Annotated in this window: 11 protein-coding genes and 1 pseudogene; 5 read left to right on the forward strand and 7 right to left on the reverse strand. The window is 63.3% G+C overall.

Annotated features, from left to right (window positions below; translation table 11 throughout):
* Positions 1–849 precede the first annotated feature (849 nt).
* The gene (locus ACSHT8_RS13860; protein WP_436501264.1) at positions 850–2,070 is read left to right on the forward strand and encodes an IS4 family transposase; all 1,221 of its coding nucleotides are present in this window, start codon (positions 850–852) and stop codon (positions 2,068–2,070) included.
* A gap of 260 nt (positions 2,071–2,330) precedes the next feature.
* Here the strand turns inward: ACSHT8_RS13860 and ACSHT8_RS13865 are convergent.
* Together ACSHT8_RS13865 and ACSHT8_RS13870 are read right to left on the reverse strand one after the other, a co-directional pair.
* A pseudogene (locus ACSHT8_RS13865) lies at positions 2,331–3,148 on the reverse strand (IS5 family transposase).
* A gap of 102 nt (positions 3,149–3,250) precedes the next feature.
* Positions 3,251–4,975 carry a 1-deoxy-D-xylulose-5-phosphate synthase gene (locus tag ACSHT8_RS13870; protein WP_436501266.1) on the reverse strand — a complete coding sequence of 575 codons (1,725 nt, stop codon included), beginning with the start codon at positions 4,973–4,975 and terminating at the stop codon, positions 3,251–3,253.
* 253 nt (positions 4,976–5,228) lie between these two features.
* On the opposite strand from ACSHT8_RS13870, the gene ACSHT8_RS13875 reads away from it, so the two are divergent.
* Positions 5,229–6,131, forward strand: coding sequence for an ABC transporter substrate-binding protein (locus ACSHT8_RS13875; RefSeq protein WP_436501268.1), 903 nt, complete (start codon positions 5,229–5,231; stop codon positions 6,129–6,131).
* A 27-nt stretch (positions 6,132–6,158) separates the two neighbouring features.
* Complete coding sequence (locus tag ACSHT8_RS13880) at positions 6,159–8,465, forward strand: xanthine dehydrogenase family protein molybdopterin-binding subunit (protein WP_436501270.1); 2,307 nt, start codon at positions 6,159–6,161, stop codon at positions 8,463–8,465.
* 36 nt (positions 8,466–8,501) lie between these two features.
* Here ACSHT8_RS13880 and ACSHT8_RS13885 read toward each other — a convergent pair whose 3' ends face one another.
* The 4 genes from ACSHT8_RS13885 to ACSHT8_RS13900 are packed head-to-tail and all read right to left on the reverse strand — an operon-like array spanning position 8,502 to position 13,411.
* Entirely contained in the window at positions 8,502–9,800 is a 1,299-nt protein-coding gene (locus ACSHT8_RS13885) for an FAD-binding protein (protein ID WP_436501272.1), read from the reverse strand.
* A 49-nt stretch (positions 9,801–9,849) separates the two neighbouring features.
* The gene (locus ACSHT8_RS13890) at positions 9,850–10,821 is read right to left on the reverse strand and encodes an ABC transporter ATP-binding protein (protein ID WP_436501274.1); all 972 of its coding nucleotides are present in this window, start codon (positions 10,819–10,821) and stop codon (positions 9,850–9,852) included.
* Positions 10,821–12,410, reverse strand: a complete 1,590-nt coding sequence (locus tag ACSHT8_RS13895) for an ABC transporter permease (RefSeq protein ID WP_436501276.1) — start codon at positions 12,408–12,410, stop codon at positions 10,821–10,823. The genes ACSHT8_RS13890 and ACSHT8_RS13895 overlap by 1 nt, the downstream gene beginning before the upstream one ends.
* On the reverse strand, positions 12,386–13,411 hold the full coding sequence (locus ACSHT8_RS13900; RefSeq protein ID WP_436501278.1) for a thiamine ABC transporter substrate-binding protein: 1,026 nt from the start codon (positions 13,409–13,411) through the stop codon (positions 12,386–12,388). Before ACSHT8_RS13900 ends, ACSHT8_RS13895 begins: the two co-directional genes overlap by 25 nt.
* Before the next feature lie 440 nt (positions 13,412–13,851).
* On the opposite strand from ACSHT8_RS13900, the gene ACSHT8_RS13905 reads away from it, so the two are divergent.
* A complete protein-coding gene (locus tag ACSHT8_RS13905; RefSeq protein WP_436499873.1) occupies positions 13,852–14,046 on the forward strand; it encodes a hypothetical protein in 195 nt (64 codons plus the stop codon).
* 127 nt (positions 14,047–14,173) lie between these two features.
* Complete coding sequence (locus ACSHT8_RS13910; RefSeq protein ID WP_436502026.1) at positions 14,174–14,536, forward strand: transposase family protein; 363 nt, start codon at positions 14,174–14,176, stop codon at positions 14,534–14,536.
* 39 nt (positions 14,537–14,575) lie between these two features.
* Here the strand turns inward: ACSHT8_RS13910 and ACSHT8_RS13915 are convergent, their stop codons facing one another.
* The gene (locus ACSHT8_RS13915; protein ID WP_436499871.1) at positions 14,576–14,713 is read right to left on the reverse strand and encodes a hypothetical protein; all 138 of its coding nucleotides are present in this window, start codon (positions 14,711–14,713) and stop codon (positions 14,576–14,578) included.
* Positions 14,714–14,772: the final 59 nt, after the last annotated feature.

Below are 14,772 nucleotides of genomic sequence, written 5' to 3' on the forward strand. Positions count from 1 at the left end.
GAGGGCCCGCCAGTCCTGATGCTCGTAGGACTCCTGACGCAATGAGCGGGCCTAGAGGCGGGCGCCAGCAGATGATGCTGCAGCCCATGGCCAGGAAGGCTTCGTGGGTGACGTCGCGGCTCTCCCAGCGGGTGCGGAGTCGGCGGAACCAATGCAGCAGGGTGAACGCGCTCGCCACGACCCAGCGGTGCTCGCCGGGTTGACTCCGCGGCGGGTGATGACGGGCACGATGCCTTTCGGCTTGCGGTACTTGTCGTGATCGGCGCGGTCGGTAGCCGTCGGCAGGGTCGCCCACGCCGACCACGCACCGGTGGGACGGGTCTCGATCAGGGACGCCAGTTCGGTGGATGTCGTCGCGATCTCGGCCGGTCAGGGTGGCCGACCGTCGAGCGGCTCAGCCCCGAGCGCTCCGCCATCGAGGCCCGCGCCCAGTGCGTGGCGTTGCGAGGGTCTCCTCCAACGTCGCGACCACCACCTGCTCCACCCGGTCGACCGTGATCGACGGAGGCCGCCCCGGCCTGTCCTCGTCCTTCAGGGCATCCAAACGCCCCACCGCAAAGCGGGAACGCCACTTCCCGACCACCGTCCGATGAACCCAAGCCGACCCGCGACCTCCACATTTGGACAAGCCATCCGCGCAGGCGCCAACACGACCCGACACCGCTGAGACAGCGCCTGCGCACTCGTCGCCCGCCGCGCTCACCGTTCCAATGTCTCCCGCGCGTGCGCGGTCAACAGCAACTCGACCTTCGGCCGTCCCGTCGGCGCCATCCATCAACACCAGACTTAGACCCAATACCAGTGACTTAAGGGTCGCCCTGGTAGGTTGATCGTCCAGGAGGTGCCTGGATGCCACGGCCTGGACAGGTCAAACCCGTCACGGATGCGCGGATGTCTGATCGGATCGCGATCGGTCTGCTGACCAGGACGTTTCCGTCTGATGTGGTGGATCGGGTCATCGCCGAGACCGGGCGGGAAGGTCAGCGTGATCGGTTGCTGCCGCCGCGGGTGGTGGTGTATTTCGTGCTGGCGATGTGTTTGTTCGCTGGTCAGGGGTATGAAGAGGTTGCCCGGTTGCTGACGGAGGGGATGTCGTGGGCTGCGCGGTGGTCGCGTCCGTGGCGGGTGCCGACGACCGCGGCGATCTCCCGGGCCCGGGTGAAGCTGGGCGCGGCGCCGATGAAGGCGTTGTTCGAGCAGGTCGCCCGGCCGTTGGCGCGGCCCGCGACGCCTGGTTCGTGGTATCGAGACTGGCGGGTGCTGGCGATTGACGGCACCACTTTCGACGTTCCCGACACGCCGGAGAACACCGAGCGGTTCGGGCGTCCGGGCAGCAGTCGGTCTGCGGCACGCGGTGACCGTGCGGCGTTTCCGCAGGTGCGGGTGGTTGCGGTGGCCGAATGTGGCACGCACGCGATCACCGCCGCGACACTGGGTGCGTGCACGGTCGCCGAGGCGACCCTGGCCCGGGACCTGTTCGCGGGGCTGGGCAAGGGAGAGCTGCTGATCGCCGATCGCGGGTTCGCGGGATTGCCGTTGTGGCGGGCCGCGTGCGCGGGCGGCGCCGACCTGTTGTGGCGGGTCCGGGCGAACATCGTGCTGCCGGTGCGGGAGGAGTTGCCTGACGGGTCCTATCTGTCGGAGATCGTGGCCACCGCCGACCACTACCGGCGCAAGGATCCGACCGTGGTCCGGGTCCTCGAGTACACACTCGACGATCCCGGACGCCCGGAACAGACCGCGCCATGCCGGTTGATCACCACCATTCTCAACCACCGCAAGGCACCCGCGAAAGAGTTGGCGGCGTTGTACTGCCAACGCTGGGAGATCGAGACCGCACTGGACGAACTGACGACCCACCAGCGCGGCCCGGCACAGGTGCTGCGCTCACGCTCGCCGGACGGGGTCGAGCAGGAGGTGTGGGGACATCTGCTCGTGCACTACGCGATCCGATCGCTGATGCACACCGCCGCCACCGAACAACGTCTGGACCCCGACCGGCTCTCCTTCACCCGCACACTGCGCCTGGCCCGCCGACAGGTCAGCGCACAGGCGGGCTTTTCCCCCTGACTGGTTGGCCAGCGCCCTACTCGAAGGGGTCCGCGAGATCCTGGCCCGCCTGCTGCCGAACCGGCGAAAACGCAGCAATCCCCGCGTAGTCAAGCGAAAGATGTCCAGCTACGCCCTCAAACGCACAGACCACCGATCATGGCCACAACCCACCAGCGACCCCGGCGAAGCACTCCGGATCGCACCGCACTACCGCGCCGAGTCCGCCAACAAGCACCACAAACGACCCTAAGTCACTGGTATTGGACTTAGACCGTGTCCTACGTGGTGATCTTGACGAAGCGTTTCCAACAGGTCATGGCGGCGGCGAGATCGAGGAAGGCCAGGTAGTTGCCGGGATCGCGCTCGTAGCGTGGTGAGAGGCGGCGGTAACCGCCGAGCCAGGCCATGGTGCGCTCGATGACCCACCCGTGTCGTCCGAGACGTTGACTGGATTCGATTCCCTTGCCGGCGATGCGCGGGGTGATGCGCTTTCCGCGGAGCCATCGCCGCAGTTCAGTGTGGTCGTATGCCTTGTCTACGTGCAGCTTGCCGGTCGGCTGTGGCGACCGCGGTCAGGATCGCGCCTCGACAGCAACGCCCCGACCATCGGCTTCAGGCCTTCGCCGTCGGGAACGTTGCCACCTGAGACACCGACCGCGAGAGGCATTCCTTCCCCTATCGGACAGAACGTGCATCTCGGAGCCCGGTTTGCCCCTGTCCACGGGGCTCGGACCTGTGTGTTCGCCCCCCTTTTTCGCCCGCACGTGGGCCGAGTCCAGGACGACTCGCGAGAGGTCCAACAACCCTTGGTGGCCATTTCCGACAGCACCGCCCGATGCAGACGCGCCCAGACCCCGGCGCGGGCCCAGAGCGTGAACCTGCGGTGCGCCGTCGACTTCGACACCCCGAAACACGGCGGCACGAACCGCCACGCGCACCCGCTGACCAACACGTACACGATCGCCGCGAACACGTCCTCATCAGCGACGTTCCGCGTCCCGCCGCCCTGCCGACGCACACCGGAGGGCGGCAACAACGGCGCCGCCAACTCCCACAACCCCTCCGGCACGATCCACGACCACCGACCACTTTCCATGATCAACAGAACGAAAGATCACCACGTAGGACACGGTCTTAGACACCGGATTTCAGGCGCAGGACACTAGCCCCCTGATGACTGACGCGATCGGCCCATCCTCTATCGACCCGTAGCGCCCAATACTGTGTCGACAATCCCCGACGTATTGAGGGAGTGGGCATCCAACGTTCGACTGCGGGTTCCGTGCGGCAGGAAGCAGGGCGGCAGCGCAAGAGTGCACACCCGCGTACGTGAACCCATATGCGAAAGAGCCTGAGCCAGCCTTCCGCCAAGCGACCCTATTCCCATTGCGTCTTCGACAACGACGACTCGGTCGTAGGACTCTGCCAACGCGACAAGATCTGAATTAAGTGGAGCGATCCACAAGGGATCCACAACCGTGGTCCGAACTCCCAACTCGGCCAACGCGCCTGCAGCTTGTTTCGCCGCATTCGCCATCGGACCGACGGCGACGATCAGGCAGTCCGGGTCACGCTGGTCCCAGAGCACGTCGCAGCCGCTCACCCGTCTAATTGCGCGGATAGTGGGTTCGACGCAAGCCTTCGGATATCGGATAGCGGTCGGGCTATCGCTTATCGAAACTGCGGTTCGCAACGCCGCGCGCAGACGATCCGCATCCCGTGGCGCCGCCAATCGCAGCCCAGGCACAATCGGCAGTAGTGATGCGTCCCACATACCGTGGTGACTCGCCCCTTCCTCCCCGGTGACCCCAGCATGGTCAAGGACGAATGTCACTGGCAATCTGTGCAGCGCAACATCCAGAAGCAGCTGATCAAAAGCGCGGTTGAGGAATGTTGAGACGACCACCACGACGGGATGCAGGCCAGCCATAGCCATCCCCGCTGCACAGGTGACCGCATGCTGTTCGGCAATACCAACATCAAAAACACGATCCGGAAATTTCGCCGCGAACCGACTCAGGCCTATCTGATCGAGCATGGCCGCTGTCACACAGACTACATTGGGTTCGTCGGCACCGATAGCGGCGATCTCGTCAGCAAACACCTCCGTCCATTCAAGTCCCCGACCGGCTTCGGGTTGGGCCACCAAATGCATGTTGTCAACTTCGTCCGCCTCCGCTGGCAAATGCCCATTCCCCTTGCGAGTGAGACAATGAACGACGACAGGAGAGTTGAGCGACACCGCTTCGCGAATAGCCGTTTCGAGCTCCTGAATGTTGTGGCCATCTACCGGCCCCACATATTGAAGGCCGACCTGTTCGAATACGCTTGGACGTTCACCGTCACGCAATCCTGCGAGATGCCCGGCAAGGCCACCAGCCGTGGGGCCATAGGACCGACCGTTATCGTTGAGCAGGACGACCACGGGGTGATCGGATTCCCCGAGGCTGTTTAACGCTTCCCACGCCATACCTCCTGTCAACGCGCCATCACCCACTACTACCGCCACACGGCGGTTAGATCGGCCGAGCCGGAATGCCTTGGCAAGGCCGTCCGCGTAAGACATTGCTGTGGATGCGTGCGAGTTCTCGATCACATCATGGGGCGACTCGGCGGTGCTGGGGTAGCCAGATAGCCCACCCTCACGACGAAGGGACACGAAGTCCCCTGCCCGGCCTGTCAACATTTTGTGCACGTACGCCTGATGGCCGGTATCGAACAGCACGAGATCCTGAGGCGAGTCGAATACACGATGAACCGCGATGGTCAACTCGATGACGCCCAGGTTCGACCCCAGGTGCCCGCCTGCTCGCGACACGTGCTCGATCAAGAATTCGCGGATCTCACCCGCCAATCGGGTCAGCTTGGACTCTCCAAGCTTCTTCAGGTCATGCGGCGACTTGATCAAGTCCAACAACGACATCTGGGCTCCCTCCTAATCCACGCGGTGGACGTGGTCAAGTCTCCGAAGTAGTAGCGGCGGCCGTTGAAGCGTCTCGAGATCTTCTACGCACGCGCCGCCCCCCTGGGTCCGTGGTCTTCCGTCTGCGCCCTCACCTGCGCTCGTATACCTGGAACCCAAAGAGGCACCACACACGTAGATCCCTATGACCTTTACGTCTGCGGAACGCCGGACGAACGGGAGTCACAGGCTCGTGCGCCGCAACGGAGGCAAGATGATGCGTCCGATCTCAGTCATGCTGCAGTACTTCCACGCTTGGCCCAACGATGCCGGGATGGTGATCGCACGGCAGCTCGGGTGGTACCGGGACGTCGGCCTCGACGTCCGCTTCTGCTTCGCGGACTTCGCGCACAGTCGACCAACCGACTACCTGGCTCGTGGCGAGGTCGACATCGCAATCGCACCCAGCAGCCGCCTTCTGCGTCACCGTGCGGCGGGCGATCGGTTAGTGGCTGTGGCGGCGGTAAACCAGGTCGGGCTGGAGGCGATCCAGACAACCGCTGCGAGCGGGATTCGCCGACCACGGGATTTGGAGGGGCGGCGCGTCGCATGCAACCCCACTCCTAGATCGACCGGAATCGTCTTGGACGCTGTGACCGCCGACGGCGGTCAGCCCAGTGCAGTCGAGTTCGTCGACTTCGGTCTCCGCGAAGTACTTCCTGAGGAACTTGATGCCGTAGGAGCTGATGCCTCCTTTGGCGGCTATTGGGTCTGGGACACGCTACGCACCCGGCTACTCGACCATGAGCACGTGGTCATGCCGATCGATGGACTCGGCGTTCCTAGGCATCACAGCTACGTCATCGTCGTGCGCGAGGACCTAGTCGAGCACGAGGCCATCTTGGTGCGAACTTTCCTGGAAATCACCAAGAGGGGATACCTGTTCGCTATCTCCGAGACCTCGGCAGCGCTGGACTCCTTCGAGCCCGCGGCGCCGTTCCTGCCTCGCCCGCTGATCACGCGCTCGTTCGAGCTTGTACGAGATACGTGGCTCCACAAAGGACGCTGGGGCGCCATCCGCCACGAGCTTCTCGAGCCTTACGCGCGTCGTCTGGCTGCTTGGGGTGCGTTGCCGGACGAGTCCGTTTGGCGTGCCGCCGTCTGTACCGACTTCTAGCTCGACTTCCCGACGGAAAGAGGAGTGATGTCGCTTCACGACAAACCGGACGTGCCGATAACGACTGTCGGTACCCGCGTTCACCGACGCGAAGATCGGCGCCTGCTGACCGGACAGGGGCGGTTCGTCGACAAGGTATCGCTGACGGGCGCCGCGCACGCCGTCATCATCCGCAGCCGTATCGCACACGGCGTCGTGACTGCCGTCGACTTCGAAGCGGCACGAGCCGCCACAGGTGTTCTCGATGTCATCGGTCCATCTGATGCGGAAGGAGCAGAGCTACCTTGTGTCAGCACGGTCCCTGAGCAGCCCCGGAGTTACCCGGTGCTGGATGAAGTAGTCCGGTACGTTGGCCAGCCAGTAGCCGTGTTGATAGCCGAGACTTATGAAGCCGCACTCGACGCGGTGGCACTCGTCGAAGTTCACCTCACCCCCTTGGCCGAGGTTGCTGGCGTCGAAGCCGCTTTGGCGAATGACGCGCCGGTACTTCATGACGGCTCCAAGAGCAATCTGATCGCGGATTTTCCGATCGGGGACCCCGCCGCCGCAGTCGCCGAAGCCCCACATGTCATCGAAATGACATTCCGCCTCGGCCGGGTCACACCAAGACCCATCGAGCCGCGTGGTATCGCGGCGGTCTACGACGGGGATGTCCTCACGGTCTGGAACGCAACACAGGCACCGCATCACGCGCGGGATCATCTTGCCCAAGCGTTGAACTTACCGCAGGCCAACGTGCGGGTGGTCGCGGGCGATGTCGGCGGAAGCTTCGGAGCGAAAGAGCACATCTATCCGGACGAGGTCGTGGTCTGCCTGGCCGCGATGAGGCTGCGCCGCCCTGTCCGATGGTCCGAGACACCGGGCGACCAGCTGACGGCGACAGTGGCTGCAAGGGACGCGATCCACGTCGGGCGACTCGCCTTCGAGGCGGACGGACGTTTCGTCGCACTCCACTGCGACATACTCGGCAATCTCGGCGCGCACCCTTCCAACGTCGGATTTGGCCCGCTCGCGCTGTCCGCGATCATGCTGGCAGGCCCGTATCGATTCGACAGCTGCGGGGCGCGCGTGCGAGGTGTTGTCACAAATACCACGCCAACCGGCTCATACCGTGGGTTTGGCCAACCAGAGATCACGTGGACGCGTGAGCGACTTATCGACGAGGCGGCCCGCAGCCTCCACCTCGACCCGGTGGAGCTCAGGCTTCGCAACATGTTCGGTCCCGATGACTTCGTCCTCAAGGACGGCACGTGGCACCCATATGACTCTGGCGACTTTCCACTCGCCTTGCGCACCTTACGAGAGCTCGTACGGGAGGTGCCCGCGGACGACAACCGCAAGCGAGGTATCGGATTCTCGTGTCACGTCGAGTCAACTGGCATGGGTCCCTCGATGGCCATGAAGGGTGCCGGGGTTGCGGCAGGCGGGTTCGAAACCATCGTCCTGCGAATGGAACCTGACGCGTCGGTCACCGTATGCAGTGGGCTCGTCGGCATCGGCCAAGGTATCGAGACCGCTTTTGCCCAGCTCGCTGCCGACGGTCTGCGGGTCCCATTGGATCGAGTCAAAGTCGTCATGGGTGATACAGAAACCTCGCCCTACTCGTCAATCGGCGCCGTCGCCAGCCGATCGACCGCACTCGGTGGAGGGGCGCTAGTGCGAGCAGCAGAGTCCCTGCGCGCACGGCTGCTGGCACTCGCCGCTCACCGGTTGGAGGTCTCCGCAGACGATCTCGAGTACGCCGACGGCTGTGTGCGAGTCGTGACGGATCCGGCGAACTCGCTGGCGTTGGCCGACTTGGCTGCCTTCGCATGGCGCGGTTGGGACCTACCGAAGGGTGTGGGACCCGGCCTTGAGGAGCGTACATCCTACGATCCGACCTCATACGTCCACGCGTTCGGGGCCCACGCGGCAGCCGTGGCGTTCGATCCGGAGACCGGCGCGGTCGAGGTCGAGAAATACTGGGTCGTCAACGACTCCGGGGTCCTGGTCAATCCGACAATCGTCGAAGGACAGATAGTGGGCGGCGTCGCCCAAGGAATAGGAATGGCCCTCACCGAGGAGATAACATATTCCGACAACGCGCAACCTTCTGCCAATTACCCGTTGATGACGGCACCCGACATTCCGAGGATCGAAGTGGTCATGCTGGAAACAGCCTCGCCAGTGACTCCTGGAGGCATGAAGGGGGCGGGCGAAGCAGGCATCATCAGCTCGCCTGCCGCAATTGGGAACGCCGTCGCGGCTGCTATGCCAACGATCGCCGACCAGATCGTCGCGACGCCGTTGACGGCACACGCACTGTGGCAAGCGCTCATCCGCGCCGCCACGTAGCCCCCCGACTACCTTCGAACTGTCAACCGGGCACCTTTACGACCCGGCAATCAGCCCTGGCCCAGGGAAGAGTGCCGATCGGAATATGCCATTCGGATCAAGGGCTTCCTTGGCACGGATCCACTCCGCCCAGGCATCACCGAACTGCGCCCGCCAATCGGAGAGGGTCATAGACCCGAGCCAACCTGACAGGTACCGCGTGCCCCCCAGTTCAAAGCATGTACGATTTGCCCGGGTAATAAATTCCAGCACATCCCGAAGCTGCTCGGCCACGCTTTTCGTAGCAATGGCCGCGACACAGTACACCTCACCATCAGGGATCCTCACTAGAGGTGGTGTACCGTCTCGGTGAACCGGCACACAACGTATAACGTAACCAGCCGGGAGATCCGAGGACAACATCTCGACCATCGAGCCGCAATGCTGCCTCGCCACAAAACACTCGAACACCGGAAATTGGCCTTGCTCACGCGCGAAGTCGACATAGTATCGCGACGGAAAGTCCGACGCCGAGTATTTAACGACCTCTCGTGATTGAAAGCGTGAAACCCATTGGGGGATCGCAGCCGAGCCGCCGAAGGTAAGTTCCAGAGTCGCCGAATCAGGCCCCAAGATCGCCTCGACGTGGCTCCAGGACTCGGTTGGATCCAGATTCAGAATTGCCGCGAGCCAGTCGGACCGCGAGTCGAAGCTCACTCGAACCAGGCTGAACGTATCCGGGACATGTATCATGGGCAGAGTTGCTTCGACGAGGAGGCCACACCGTCCGAGGCCGCCAAGAGCAGCCGCGAAGACCTTGGGTCGCACGTTTGGACTGCACACGAACTGCTCTCCGTTTCCGGTGACCAGTGCCACCGAGTCCACATTCGACACGAGCAGGCCGTGCCGGGCGGACTCGCTTCCCACTCCCCCCACTGACAAGGTGCCTCCTATCGTGAGGTCAAGGTAGGTCGGAAGCACTTTGGGCAGCATGCCGACGGTGAGGCAGTGTTCTACAACCTTCCGCCAAGTCGCGCCCGCCTGACACGTAACCGTCGCTGTCGCGACGTCGACGAAGACCGCGTCTAGGCTGGTCATGTCCACCGTGACACTGTTCCAACCGAGCGATTGGCCACTACCGCTGTGCCCCATCCCCCGTGGCGTGAGGGCGATACCGTTCGCCAGTGCCTGGGCGACCAGGCGTCGAACAGCACCTGGACTTCGCGGCTTGGCTACGCCAACTACCCGTCCAGAGTACAAACCGCCGTAGTCGGTTTCGAATCCCGAAAGGTCATCAGGATGGCACGACCAGTCCGTGTCGACTGTGGACAACTCGACCCGGCTATCCGTTCCCATGTCAGCGAACCTCCAACCTATATGCCGCGGTCAGCGGTATCGATCTCGCTCACCCGATAACAGCGATCCCGTCGGGATCGATCTCAAGCGCGACGACGTCGCCACGCGCCGCGGCAGAACTGATTGGTGCCACCGCCTCGAGTTCTTGGTTCAACACCGTGACAAGCAGCCTCGCATGTCCAGCGCGGGTCGTGCGTCGCTGAACTGTGCCAGCCAACGGGCCGTCAGCACACACTCGCAATGCTGCGGCGCGCAGGCCGACCCAAGCGTTCATGCCGAGTAGCATGCGTGCGATGCCGGGACGCAACACGTTGGCGCAGTTGAGAAAGCGCGCGGCCTCGACGTCGACAGGGTTGCGCCACACCTGGTCTGCGACCCCGATTTGTACGATCTTTCCAGCTCGCATGATCGCGACTCGGTCGGCGAGGCCGAATGCCTCGTCATGATCATGTGTAACGACCAACGCCGTAGTCGCGGTTGTGCGCAGAAGCATGACCAGTTCACCAGCCAGGTGCTCGCGCAGTGCGCGGTCCAATGCCGAGAGTGGTTCGTCCAGCAGCAGGACCCTTGGCTTGGCGATCAATGCCCGAGCCAAAGCGACTCGTTGCTGCTCACCACCGGACAGTTCGGTGACGGAACGACTCTGGTAGCCGGCGAGACCGACCATTTCCAGCATGTCGGCCACCTGCCTGTTACACGTGGTGCGCTTGACGCCGCTGATCCGCAGGCCAAACGCGACGTTCCCCGCTACATCACGATGCGGGAACAGCTGGCCGTCTTGGAACACCATACCGAAGCCGCGTCGATGAACAGGAACGTGCGAGAGGTTCTTGTCGTCGTAGAAAACCGAACCTTCGGTCAAAGGCTCTATTCCCGCGATCGCACGGAGCAGAGTGGACTTGCCACACCCTGAAGGACCGAGCAACGCGATGATCTCACCGTCGGAGACAGTCAGGTCGACCTCGGCCACCGCACGTACCGTGTCGTAGCGAACTGTCATGCCGTTCACTCGCAACGACATCAGAAATCACCACCATTGGGCGCTCGAAACCGCTCGATCAAGAGCACCGAAGCCGCGGTCACAACCATCAGCAAAACACACGCCGCATACGCCATTTGGTTGTTGAGCTGACCAGGGCGCGACATCAGGCGTGCGATGATCACCGGCAAGGTCGGCGCTTCCGGCCGTATGAGGAAACTTGTAGCGCCGAACTCACCTAGTGCCACGGCGAATCCGAAGCCACCGGCGGCGACAAGTGTTCTTCCCACAATCGGAAAGTCGATCTCCCACAACACGCGCCCAGGCTTCGCACCAAGGGTGGCAGCTGCTTGCCTCAGTCGATCGTCCACTGCACGCAACACGGGCAGAACCATACGAATTATCAACGGGGTCACTATCAACGCCTGAGCAAGCGGGACCAGAGATGACGATGTACGCAGATCACCGGGCAGATGCCCCAAGGTGACAAGATATCCGAAGCCAACAGTAACCGCCGAGACCCCCAACGGCAGCATGAGTGCGGTGTCCAAGACTCCTCCGAGCACCGACTTGTTCCTGGCGAGGCCGAGGAGCACGACCGCGGAGAAGGTTCCAAGAATGAACGCCAGGATGGTCGCGTCGGTTGCCGTGCGAATCGAGTTGAACAACGCGTCCATACCGGACACAGCGAGCGTGCCCCGCTCGCCGGTACCAGCCAGCGCGCGGAATCCATCGAGACTCCACCCCGTCGACGTGGAGAGCGATCGAACAAGCAGACTCACGATCGGAACTAGCAAGGCGAGCACCACGATCCAAGCAGCGCCAACTGCCCACCACTCGCCTCCGCGTGGTCTGCGGAGATGCTGCGCGCGCAGAGAAAACCAGCTCTCGCGCTTACGCCTGGCGGCGAGGCCGACTAGCAAAACACACAACACAGCGGACACCTGCAGCAATGACAGCGCTGCAGCTCCTGACAGGTCGAACAGCGCGACTGTGCGGAGATATATCTCCGTTTCCAGAGTCCGGAACGCAGACCCACCAAGTATGAGCACCACGCCGAAACTCGTGGAGCAAAACAAGAAGACCACCGAGCCTGCGGAAATGAAGGCGGGAGCCAAGACTGGAAGGGTGACCGCGAAAAAGGTCCTCAGCCTCCCGGCACCAAGAGCGCGGGCGGCGTCTTCCATCCGACGATCGACACGCGCCCACATCCCACCCACTGTGCGAGCGACCACCGCCACGTTGAAGAACGCGTTCGCCAGGAGGATGGGCCAAATGCCGCCGTGAGGCCAGATTGTTCGAAACGCGACGCCAACAACGACTGTTGGCAGGACAAACGGCACCAGCACGATCAGGCGGACCACGCTGGAACCAGGCACGGAACACCGTGCCAGCAGGAACGCGACAGGGGTGCCTGCGAGCAGGGCCACGATGGTCGAGCCGACCGCTTGGGCGACTGTGTACGCAACCAAGCGCCAGGTCGCCGGATCAGCAAGCACGGTAGACACTCCACCGTCAGCGAATCCAAGGCTTGCGATCGCGATCACGGGCCAGACGAAGAACAATCCCAGGAATCCCGCGGGAACCAGGGCAGCGAGCGGCCAGCTCAGCCGAAGACGACTGCTCGCCATTGCTCCACCCAACGCTCGCGATTGGCGTCGATAGCGTCACCGGGCAGACTGCGAGAGGCAGCAGGAAGCGGCGCGGCCTTACTCCACGAGTCGGGTAGCGCGACCCCATCACGTGTGGGGTAGACGTACATTTGTTCGGGAACGTCGGACTGGAACGGCTCCGACAGCAGGAAGTCGACCACCTTCGCGGCATCCTCAAAGTTGCTGGCACCGTTCAACACACCCGCGTATTCAACCTGTCGATAACAGGTATCGAGCAGCGCTGACGTGCGCGGCACACCGTTGTCGCCGATCTCAGCCGCAGGTGACGAAGCATACGAAACCACAATCGGTCGTGGGCCTTTGCCGCTGGAGCCCGAGAACTCCTGAGTATAGGCTTCCTCCCAGCCGCTCGTGACCTTCACGCCATTGGCTTTGAGTTTGGCCCAATAGTCGAGCCAGCCACTTTCGCCGAAGTTCGCAATTGTGCCAAGCATGAAGGCCAAACCTGGCGACGAGGTCGCGGGGTCCTCGACGACAGTCATGTCCCGGTACTTGGGGTCAAGCAGGTCCTCATAAGTCCGAGGGCCAGCGCCGTCAGCCAACCTTGCAGTATCGATATTCACGCAGACGTCGCCGACATCCACCGCGTGTAGGAGATTCGCCGGAGCGAGTTGGTAACGATGTGCACCGTTCTTCGCTTCGGGGGAAGAATAGCCTGCCAATACATCCGCCCGCAGCACGCGGGAAGCGAACGTCGAGTCAATTCCAAACACGACATCGCCAATAGGATTCTCCTTCGTGAGCACTAGCTTGTTCGCGAGCTCCCCGGCGTCGCCGCTCGCGAGGACCTTGATCGTGACACCGGTGGCATTCTTGAACATCTCCAGTCTCTCCGGCGTCACAACGAACGAGTCGTGAGTCACCAGCGTGACCACTCGGTCATCGCTGGTTGGAGCCGACGTTCCTGTACATGCTGCGACGAGCATGAGGGTCAGGCCCACGATGGGCAGGAGGCGCATCGCACGTTCCTCTCAGTCATGAGTGCTGCGAATCGGATTGTGGTCGCGGTTGCACGAATGCTGCTCCACCCGCAAGTACGCTCATACGACGATTTGGGTTCCAGGGAGGTCAAGGTCGCGCCGTGGGCCTCGGATTCAGCAGCCAGCCGCTACAGCCGTGATCGATAGGCCACGGCCGCCAGATCCGGCATGTGTCTCCCTGCTCGTGGCCACCCGGGTTCGGCAATGTCGGAGCGGTGTGGCGGACAACGACGGCTTGGGCGATGTCCATGTAGGCGGCTGGCGTTCGCTGAGGATCGCCTCGCCAGCGCAGCACCCGTTGGGTCTGCTACACGGATTGGTGTCATCTTGACCTGCCCTACCGGATGGGTTCCAGAGTTGGCGGCGGGCACTGAGATGATCTTGATGTGGGTCGTGTGGCTGTGCTGTCGAATCGTCGGGTGACCGGTCTGTCCGCGGCGGTTCTCGCCTCGCTGGTTGCCGAGGTTGGCCCGGTGTGGCAGGCGCGTCAGGACACCAGGCGGGCCGCTCGTCAGCGCCTGCGGGCTGTCGGCGCGGGTGCGAAGTACCGGCTGGTGTTCATCGACCGGCTGTTGGCGACCTTGGTCCACCTTCGACACGGTGTCACCCCATGACGTGCTGGGTGCGTGGTTCGGGGTGGACCGATCGACCATCACGCGGGCGATCAACGAGATTCGGCCGCTGCTGGCGGAACGAGGGTGCCGGGTCGATGACAGCAGGCGGTTGCGGACGCTAGCCGAGATGATCGACCATCTCGGCGCCAGCGGCAGGGGCGCGTTCGTGGACGCCACCGAGGTACGTGTCCGGCGGCCGGCGGCGGACACGGTCGACCGGGACCGGTTCGTGTCTGGCAAGAGCAAGCAGAACGCCATCAAGACCATGGTCGTCACCGACCTGGAGGGCAGGGTGTTGTTCTGCGGCGCCACCCGGCCCGGGTCGGTCGCCGACATCACCCAAGCCCGCGACAGCGGCCTGACCGGGCTGCTCGCCGAGGCGCACGGTGTCCAAGTGCTCGCCGATGCCGGCTACCAGGGCCTCGGGCTCGAGACGCGCGGGGCGGTGGTGACACCGCCGCACAAGTTCCGCAAGAACCCACCACCCTAGTACGAGAAACACCATGCAGCACAACGCAAAGCCCACTCATCACAACGGATCCGCGTCGAACACGGCATCGCCCACCTGAAGAACTGGCGAGCCCTGGCCCGTCACCTCGTCCGCCGAGCAACCTTCGACCACACCGTCCGAGCCGTGGCCGGACTGCTCTCCGACCACCAACACCAAGACCGCGCCGTACCAACAACGCGGTGACCCGACGCACCCAACCCACGACCGTCTGCCCG

Source organism: Actinokineospora sp. HUAS TT18 (assembly GCF_051364635.1).
Taxonomy (GTDB): Bacteria; Actinomycetota; Actinomycetes; order Mycobacteriales; family Pseudonocardiaceae; genus Actinokineospora.

What these genes read in the sequence shown, in the direction of transcription:
- ACSHT8_RS13860 (WP_436501264.1), top strand. Translation starts at nt 850, where the DNA reads ATGCCACGGCCTGGACAGGTCAAACCCGTCACGGATGCGCGGATGTCT.
- ACSHT8_RS13870 (WP_436501266.1), bottom strand. Translation starts at nt 4,975, where the DNA reads ATGTCGTTGTTGGACTTGATCAAGTCGCCGCATGACCTGAAGAAGCTT.
- ACSHT8_RS13875 (WP_436501268.1), top strand. Translation starts at nt 5,229, where the DNA reads ATGATGCGTCCGATCTCAGTCATGCTGCAGTACTTCCACGCTTGGCCC.
- ACSHT8_RS13880 (WP_436501270.1), top strand. Translation starts at nt 6,159, where the DNA reads ATGTCGCTTCACGACAAACCGGACGTGCCGATAACGACTGTCGGTACC.
- ACSHT8_RS13885 (WP_436501272.1), bottom strand. Translation starts at nt 9,800, where the DNA reads ATGGGAACGGATAGCCGGGTCGAGTTGTCCACAGTCGACACGGACTGG.
- ACSHT8_RS13890 (WP_436501274.1), bottom strand. Translation starts at nt 10,821, where the DNA reads ATGTCGTTGCGAGTGAACGGCATGACAGTTCGCTACGACACGGTACGT.
- ACSHT8_RS13895 (WP_436501276.1), bottom strand. Translation starts at nt 12,410, where the DNA reads ATGGCGAGCAGTCGTCTTCGGCTGAGCTGGCCGCTCGCTGCCCTGGTT.
- ACSHT8_RS13900 (WP_436501278.1), bottom strand. Translation starts at nt 13,411, where the DNA reads ATGCGCCTCCTGCCCATCGTGGGCCTGACCCTCATGCTCGTCGCAGCA.
- ACSHT8_RS13910 (WP_436502026.1), top strand. Translation starts at nt 14,174, where the DNA reads ATGATCGACCATCTCGGCGCCAGCGGCAGGGGCGCGTTCGTGGACGCC.